Annotated in this window: 9 protein-coding genes; all 9 read right to left on the reverse strand. The window is 40.0% G+C overall.

Annotated features, from left to right (window positions below; genetic code table 11):
• Positions 1–113: 113 nt before the first annotated feature.
• Positions 114–533, reverse strand: coding sequence for a F0F1 ATP synthase subunit epsilon (locus tag HT671_RS11080; RefSeq protein WP_000192870.1), 420 nt, complete (start codon positions 531–533; stop codon positions 114–116).
• A 10-nt stretch (positions 534–543) separates the two neighbouring features.
• A complete protein-coding gene (gene atpD, locus HT671_RS11085) occupies positions 544–1,950 on the reverse strand; it encodes a F0F1 ATP synthase subunit beta (protein ID WP_000094362.1) in 1,407 nt (468 codons plus the stop codon).
• An 85-nt stretch (positions 1,951–2,035) separates the two neighbouring features.
• On the reverse strand, positions 2,036–2,914 hold the full coding sequence (locus HT671_RS11090; RefSeq protein WP_000301222.1) for a F0F1 ATP synthase subunit gamma: 879 nt from the start codon (positions 2,912–2,914) through the stop codon (positions 2,036–2,038).
• A gap of 15 nt (positions 2,915–2,929) precedes the next feature.
• A complete protein-coding gene (atpA, locus tag HT671_RS11095) occupies positions 2,930–4,435 on the reverse strand; it encodes a F0F1 ATP synthase subunit alpha (protein ID WP_023941010.1) in 1,506 nt (501 codons plus the stop codon).
• A 14-nt stretch (positions 4,436–4,449) separates the two neighbouring features.
• Positions 4,450–4,986, reverse strand: coding sequence for a F0F1 ATP synthase subunit delta (locus HT671_RS11100; RefSeq protein ID WP_023941011.1), 537 nt, complete (start codon positions 4,984–4,986; stop codon positions 4,450–4,452).
• A complete protein-coding gene (gene atpF / locus HT671_RS11105; protein WP_023941012.1) occupies positions 4,986–5,480 on the reverse strand; it encodes a F0F1 ATP synthase subunit B in 495 nt (164 codons plus the stop codon). The genes HT671_RS11100 and atpF overlap by 1 nt, the downstream gene beginning before the upstream one ends.
• A gap of 13 nt (positions 5,481–5,493) precedes the next feature.
• Complete coding sequence (gene atpB / locus HT671_RS11110; protein ID WP_000392851.1) at positions 5,494–6,210, reverse strand: F0F1 ATP synthase subunit A; 717 nt, start codon at positions 6,208–6,210, stop codon at positions 5,494–5,496.
• 34 nt (positions 6,211–6,244) lie between these two features.
• On the reverse strand, positions 6,245–6,445 hold the full coding sequence (locus HT671_RS11115; RefSeq protein ID WP_001054562.1) for a F0F1 ATP synthase subunit C: 201 nt from the start codon (positions 6,443–6,445) through the stop codon (positions 6,245–6,247).
• A 429-nt stretch (positions 6,446–6,874) separates the two neighbouring features.
• Positions 6,875–7,288, reverse strand: coding sequence for a GNAT family N-acetyltransferase (locus HT671_RS11120; RefSeq protein WP_000499170.1), 414 nt, complete (start codon positions 7,286–7,288; stop codon positions 6,875–6,877).
• Between the last annotated feature and the right edge of the window lie 237 nt (positions 7,289–7,525).

Raw genomic sequence — 7,525 nt, forward strand, 5'->3', positions numbered from 1 at the left:
CAAAACTGTGTTTTGAGCAACCTATGGCTAACTTCCTATGTTTGCTTTTTGATTTTTATTGAGTATAAAACACCATAAAAAAATGAACTTGGAATTTTCAAGTTCATTTTTTCTTATAGTCTATTTCCGACATTAATACGGTTAATGGCACGTTGCAGCGCAATCTTCGCACGACGTTCTTGGTCAATCAAGTGTTTGTCTTGTGCTTCTTCAATTGCACGTTCTGCACGAAGTTTGGCACGTTCTGCACGACTGATATCGATATCACGAGCACGTTCTGCAGAGTCAGCGACGATTGTGATCATATCATTGGCAATTTCAATAACACCGCCATTTACTGCAATCCAGTTCACGTGATCTTCGTCATCAATACGTTTCACCTTTACTTCATCAACTGCTAAAACCGCAATCATATTTTCATGTCGTGGCAAGATCCCCATCTCACCATCCAGAGTTCGAACCGATACATAGCTGGCATGGTGATCATAGACGAGACCATCTGGTGTCACGATCTGGACAGTTAACTGAGTCATAGATCACCTCTTAAAATCCCATTTTTTCAGCTTTTGCAATCACATCTTCGATAGAACCTACACCACGGAAGGCATCTTCTGGCAAGTGGTCGTATTTACCATCAAGGATTTCCTTAAAGCCACGTACCGTTTCAGTAACTGGAACATAAGAACCTGGCTGGCCAGTAAATTGTTCCGCAACGTTGAAGTTTTGTGACAAGAAGAACTGGATACGACGGGCACGAGCCACCAAGGTCTTTTCTTCATCAGAAAGCTCATCCATACCAAGGATAGCAATGATATCTTGCAATTCATGGTAACGTTGAAGGACACGTTTTACTTCTGCAGCAACTGCATAGTGCTCTTCTCCAACGATTTCAGGTGCCAAGGCACGTGAACTTGAAGCAAGTGGGTCAACGGCTGGGTAGATACCCAATTGTACCAACTTACGTTCCAAGTTTGTTGTTGAATCCAAGTGAGCGAAGGCTGTTGCTGGCGCTGGGTCAGTATAGTCATCCGCTGGCACATAGATAGCCTGGATAGAGGTTACAGACCCCTTCTTAGTTGATGTAATACGCTCTTGCAATTGACCCATTTCCGTAGCAAGGGTTGGTTGGTAACCAACGGCTGATGGCATACGACCCAAAAGGGCAGATACTTCTGAACCAGCCTGAGTGAAACGGAAGATATTATCAATAAAGAGAAGCACGTCTTGGCCTTCTACATCACGGAAGTATTCAGCGATTGTCAAACCAGTAAGGGCAACACGCATACGTGCTCCTGGTGGCTCATTCATCTGACCAAAGACCATGGCTGTTTTCTCAATAACGCCTGATTCTTTCATTTCCCAGTAAAGGTCATTCCCCTCACGAGTACGTTCCCCAACACCGGTAAATACTGAAATACCACCGTGTTCTTGGGCAATGTTGTGAATCAATTCTTGGATTAAGACGGTTTTACCAACTCCGGCACCACCGAAGAGTCCAACTTTACCACCTTTAAGGTAAGGGGCAAGAAGGTCGATAACCTTGATCCCTGTTTCAAGGATTTCAGAAGAGGTAGACAATTCATCAAAAGTTGGAGCTTTTTTATGAATTGGCTGACGCTCTGCGTCTTCTGTAAAAGGAGCTTCCAAGTCAATGGTATCTCCCAAAACGTTGAAGACACGTCCCAAAGTTTCTTTACCTACTGGTACAGAGATTGGACGACCTGTGTCCAATACTTCCATTCCACGAGTCAAACCATCTGTTGATTCCATGGCGATAGTACGAACCATACCATCTCCCAACTCTAAGGCTACTTCAAGGACGATTTTTGTTTTTCTTTCGTCATTTTTGTAGACGACAAGTGCATTGTTAATCTCAGGAAGTTTTTCCCCTGCTGCAAACAAGACGTCTACAACGGGACCGATAACCTGAGCAATTTTACCTGAACTCATCTCCTTCTCCTATTCTATATAAGATACTGTCGGTTCCTAGTTCAACTAGGTCCTAAGTTCATTTTCATACGAGCTGGACTAGAGCCTATTCTAAGGCACTAGCACCTGCTACGATTTCTGTAATTTCTTGTGTAATCGCCGCCTGTCTGGCACGGTTATACTGAATTGTCAAATCATTGATGACTTTCTTAGCATTATCAGTCGCTGTTTGCATGGCTGTCATACCAGCAGCATTCTCAGCTGTCTTGGCATCGATAATGGCACCGTAAATCATACTTTCTGCAAACTGAGGCAACAACTGCTCCAAAATTTCTTCTCGGCTGGTTTCCAATTCAAAAGTCAAGCTGTAGTCTTCATCCGCTTCATTTGGATCCAAGTCAACAATCGGAAGCATTTGTTCCACACGCATTTGACTGGTTAGCGTATTGACATGGTGGTTGTAGCAAACATAGAGTTCATCAAAGAGTTCATTTTGGTACATTTCAACAGTTTTTGAAATAATCTTACGAACTTGATCAAAGCTAGGCTGATCCGCCAAGCCACGTAATTCATAAAGTGGTTGAATACCACGAGCCTTAAAGAAATCAGCTCCCATTCCACCGATACAGATCATTTCAAAACCTGTACCGTCTGGGTGGTATTCTTCTTTCAACTCCATAACGGCTTTCAGAATAGAAGAATTATACCCTCCAACCAAACCGCGATCTGAAGTAATGACGATATAGCCTGTCTTCTTCACAGGACGGCTAATCAGCATGGGATTGGTTGAGCCACCAGCTCCATTACCATGAAGAATATCTGTCAAAAGTTTGCGAACTTTCTGAGCGTAAACTTGGAAGTTGCGAGCAGCTTCTTCAGAGCGACCTAGCTTAGCAGCTGATACCATTTGCATGGCATTAGTGATTTGACTCGTATTTTTTGTTGAGGCGATTTTTGTTTTAATATCATTTAGAGATACTGCCATCTGACACCTCTATTCTTATTGGAAGCTAGATTGATTGAGAAACTCTGTAATCGCAGCATCCAAGACTGCTTCTTCTGGCAAGTCTTTTGTATCACGAATGGTTTCCAAAATATCTGGATGTTGAGCGTCAAAGAAGGCATGGAACTCTTCCTCGAAACGAACAATATCATCTACTGGAACAGTATCCAAGAAACCATGTGTCAAAGCATAGAGAATGGTTACTTGTTTCTCAACAGGTAAGGGTTTGTGAACAGGTTGTTTCAAGACCTCAACGGTACGACGTCCACGGTTCAACTTAGCCTGTGTTGCTGCGTCCAAGTCAGAACCAAACTTAGTGAAAGCTTCCAACTCACGGTATGAAGCAAGGTCGATACGAAGTGTACCAGCAACCTTCTTCATGGCTTTGATTTGTGCAGAACCACCTACACGCGATACAGATGAACCCGCATCGATGGCTGGACGAATACCCGCATTGAAGAGACCATCACCAAGGAAGATTTGTCCATCAGTGATAGAAATCACGTTGGTTGCGATATAGGCAGAGATATCTCCTGCTTGTGTCTCGATAAATGGTAGAGCTGTAATTGATCCACCACCAAGTTCATCAGAAACTTTAGCTGAGCGCTCAAGCAAACGGCTGTGAAGGTAGAAGACATCTCCTGGGAAAGCTTCACGACCTGGAGGACGACGAAGCAAGAGTGACAGTTCACGATAAGCTACCGCTTGTTTTGATAGATCATCGTATACAATCAAAACATGCTTCCCTTGGTACATAAATTCTTCCGCCATGGCAACCCCAGTATAAGGAGCTAGGAAGAGCAATGGAGATGGTTGTGAAGCAGAGGCTGTCACAACGATTGTGTAGTCCAAGGCACCGTACTGACGAAGTGTTTCTACTTGCGTACGAACTGTTGATTCTTTTTGTCCAATTGCGACATAGATACAGATCATATCTTGATCTTTTTGGTTCAAGATTGTATCAATCGCAATGGTTGTTTTCCCTGTCTGACGGTCACCGATAATCAACTCACGTTGACCACGACCAATCGGTACAAGGGCGTCAATAGCTTTCAAACCAGTTTGCAATGGTTCTGAGACTGACTTACGTTGCATGACACCAGGAGCTGGCGCTTCTACTGGACGAGTTTTATCAGTGTGGATTTCTCCCAGACCGTCAACCGGACGACCAAGCGGATCCACAACACGACCAATCAGACTTTCACCTACTGGGACTTCCATGATTTTACCTGTACGGCGGATTGTATCGCCTTCACGAATATCTGTAAAGTCACCTAGGATGATAATACCAACGTCTGTTGACTCCAAGTTTTGAGCCATACCATAAGAGCCGTTTTCAAAGATCAACAACTCTCCACTCATGGCATTGTCAAGGCCATGAGCACGCGCGATACCGTCCCCGATATAGGTTACAACACCTGTTTCAGTCACATCAAAATTGGGTTTGAAATTTTCAATTTGTTGCTTAATTAAAGCGCTGATTTCTTGTGCGTTAATTGCCAAAAGAACACCACTTTCTATTTCAAATTTTCTTTAACAACTTTAAGTTGTTGTTTAATACTCACATCAATTGTCTTGTGATTGGCAAAAATAACAAAACCACCAATGAGACTTTCATCGATTTGTTCTTTTACACTCCTTACTTTCAGAGACATTTTCTTCTCAATCAAAGGGAGCAAACGACTCTTTTGTTCATCAGTTAGAGGATGAGCAGCAGTAATCGTCACTTCAAATCGATTTGTTTCTTTTTCAAGTCGGTCCAAGCAATCTACAAGCACATCATAAAAAAGATTTGCTCTGTGATTGTAGACCAGAACCTGGATAAAGTTTTGTAATAAAGGTGACACAGAGTCTTGGAAAAAAGCAATCGTTTTTTTCTTGTCAGACTCATCTACTGTCACTTTTTTTAAAAAAGAAGGTAAACCTGTTTCTTCAGCAACTTGCTTGATTTGAGTCAAGTCTGAAAAGATACGGGCTTCTTCTCCTTTTTCAAGTACCAATTGGACAAAAGGCATGCTGTATTTTTCAATTACCTTTACTGTTTTCTTGTCCATTAAGCTTCTCCTAGCTGATCGATATACTGATCAATGAGTTCTTTATGGGCATGACCGTCAAGGTTTTGTGAGATGATTTTACCAGCTAGGCTGATGGTCAAATCTGCTACCTCACCCTTAACGCTTTGTAAAGCTTCAGCTTTGTTTTGAGCAATTTCTTGGTTTGCTTTTTCTTTTAAGCGTCCTGCTTCTAGTTTAGCATCTGCTAAGATATTAGCCTTACTTTGCTCAGCTGTTTCCTTTGCATTTTCAATGATTGTCTTAGCTTCTTTACGGCTACCAGCCAATTCATCTTCGCGTTTTTGAGCCAATACTTCTGCTTTTTGACGGGCTTCTTCAGCTCTGTCAATATCTGAAGCAATTTTTTCAGCTCTTTCTTCGAAAATGCCTGTAATATTAGACCATGCAAATTTTTTAATCAAGACTAGCAAAAGAATAAAAGAGCCAGTGATTAAAATAAAATTACCAATCAATTCACCTACTGTTACGTGCATCAGTTACTCCTTTCTATTCCTCTTCAATATTAATCTTATTCCCTAAATACACAGATGTCAAAAGAGTAAAGACATAAGCTTGGATGCAGGAAATAAAGACAGAAAATGCAGTCCAAGCCAAATTAGCTCCAAAGGCTACTGGATACCAATAAATAGCTTGGTGGGAAAGAAGAAGTAACAAACTCGTCATGACCTCTCCTGCAAAGATATTCCCAAAAATCCGCAAAGCCAAAGATAAGAAGTTTGTAAATTCTTCCAAGATATTCATCGGTATGACAAAAACAGGACTCATAAAAGATTTTATACTTTTTTTAAATCCACGACGACGAACGCTTTCTATATGTGTCAACAAAATGACAAGAAAAGATAAGGTTAAGTCATACTGTAAATTAGCGGTTGGCGAACTCCACCAGTTAGTCCCATCGATCGTTTGAAGCTTTGTCATTAAGCCAAGGTTATTGGCAATCACCATGAAAAGAAATAAACAAAGGAAAAAGAGTGAGTAATCTTTCATGTAGCGCGAACCAATGTTAGGTTCTGTAAATCCAATAACAAAGTCATAGACATACTCAAGTACATTTTGCTTTCCTTTGGGTTTCAAGGTCATATTGCGGCTTGCCCAATAAATAAAGACAAAAATAACTCCCACAATCAACAAGGTCATGGCTAACATAGTCAGATTGAAGATAACAGGACCAATAGAGATGATTGGATTAATACTTTCTTCCATCTAAAATCCTCCCTTTTCTTCTCGTTCCATGTATTTATTTGATAATAAATGAGAAGACAAGAGTTACAAAGAAAGTTCCTTCAATAAAGGCAACACCTAAAAACATCAAACTACGAAACTCAGAAAGCATATCTGGTTGGCGTGCTACTGATTTAAACAGTCCATTCATCAATAAACCTTCACCGACAGATACGCCCATACAGGCAATACATAAGCCTAAAAATGTTAAATTCATAACGAATTCTCCTTTAAAATAAAATTTACTTACTTAGTGTAGTCCTAAAATTTAAATTTGTCAACTTTTAACCGCTATTGGAAGCGTTTAATAAAAATTATTTCCATTTTCTTTCGGATTTCACTCTATTCTGAAAAACTCGAGAGGGGAATCTCGGATTAATGTCAATTTAAAAAGATAGAGAGTTTTTAGTTTAAATAAATTGTTTTAAGATATCAACCACATCACTTCTTTTCTTAACCCGATAAGCCTTGATTCCCAATTTCTCAGCTGCCATTGCATTGTACCCAATATTGCCCAGAAAGACACAATTTCTAGGTTATAACTGGTATTTATCGATAGTTACTCATATACATCAGTCCACCTCCATACTTATGTGCGAGCCTCTCTTTGTATTATACCTCCATACTCACCTTACAGATTCTTTTGCTAATAATATCTTTGCCCAATGTAGGGATAGTCTTGTAACCTAAAGACTTCCTTGTAGCCATACCTTTTATAAAAATCAAGAGCTTGAAACTGGTAGGTATTGACAAAGGCAAAACGACAGTTTCGATTCTTAGCTTCAGTTTCTGCTTGCTGCAATAGTTTTGAACCGATTCCTTGCCCTCTCAGTTCCTCTTTTACAAATAAATACTCGATTTCTAGCCAATTTCTAAAAGTCTCTACTATCAAACCTGCCAGGAGATTGCCCTTTTCATCTTCGACATAAAGATTAAGTGGCTCACTTTCAGCTTCCTCTCTTTTTGAACGGTTATAAACACGAATCAGATTCCCTATTTCTTGCGATTTATGTGATTCCTTATTTTTCAATCTAAAGTATAGTGAAATAAAATAAAACATGCGCAAATCGATTAAGGAATTTAATCTAATTTCTAACAATGTCTTAGAAACCAAAGTATACTATTTTAACTTCAATGCACTATACATCTAATACTCAATGAAAATCAAAGAGCAAAATAGGAAACTAGCCACAGGTTGCTCAAAGCATGGTTTTGAGGTTGTAGATAGAACTGACGAAGTCAGCTCATACTAAACTAAAATTAAAAAGCATTATATAGTAGTAATATGAAATCAACT

The organism is Streptococcus sp. 2741, from assembly GCF_013276315.1.
Lineage (GTDB): Bacteria > Bacillota > Bacilli > Lactobacillales > Streptococcaceae > Streptococcus > Streptococcus pseudopneumoniae.

Bases quoted from the DNA above. Each gene is read 5' to 3' on its own strand.
- HT671_RS11100 (WP_023941011.1), bottom strand. From the start codon at position 4,986: ATGGACAAGAAAACAGTAAAGGTAATTGAAAAATACAGCATGCCTTTT.
- HT671_RS11120 (WP_000499170.1), bottom strand. From the start codon at position 7,288: ATGTTTTATTTTATTTCACTATACTTTAGATTGAAAAATAAGGAATCA.
- HT671_RS11080 (WP_000192870.1), bottom strand. From the start codon at position 533: ATGACTCAGTTAACTGTCCAGATCGTGACACCAGATGGTCTCGTCTAT.
- HT671_RS11115 (WP_001054562.1), bottom strand. From the start codon at position 6,445: ATGAATTTAACATTTTTAGGCTTATGTATTGCCTGTATGGGCGTATCT.
- atpF (WP_023941012.1), bottom strand. From the start codon at position 5,480: ATGCACGTAACAGTAGGTGAATTGATTGGTAATTTTATTTTAATCACT.
- atpB (WP_000392851.1), bottom strand. From the start codon at position 6,210: ATGGAAGAAAGTATTAATCCAATCATCTCTATTGGTCCTGTTATCTTC.
- atpD (WP_000094362.1), bottom strand. From the start codon at position 1,950: ATGAGTTCAGGTAAAATTGCTCAGGTTATCGGTCCCGTTGTAGACGTC.
- HT671_RS11090 (WP_000301222.1), bottom strand. From the start codon at position 2,914: ATGGCAGTATCTCTAAATGATATTAAAACAAAAATCGCCTCAACAAAA.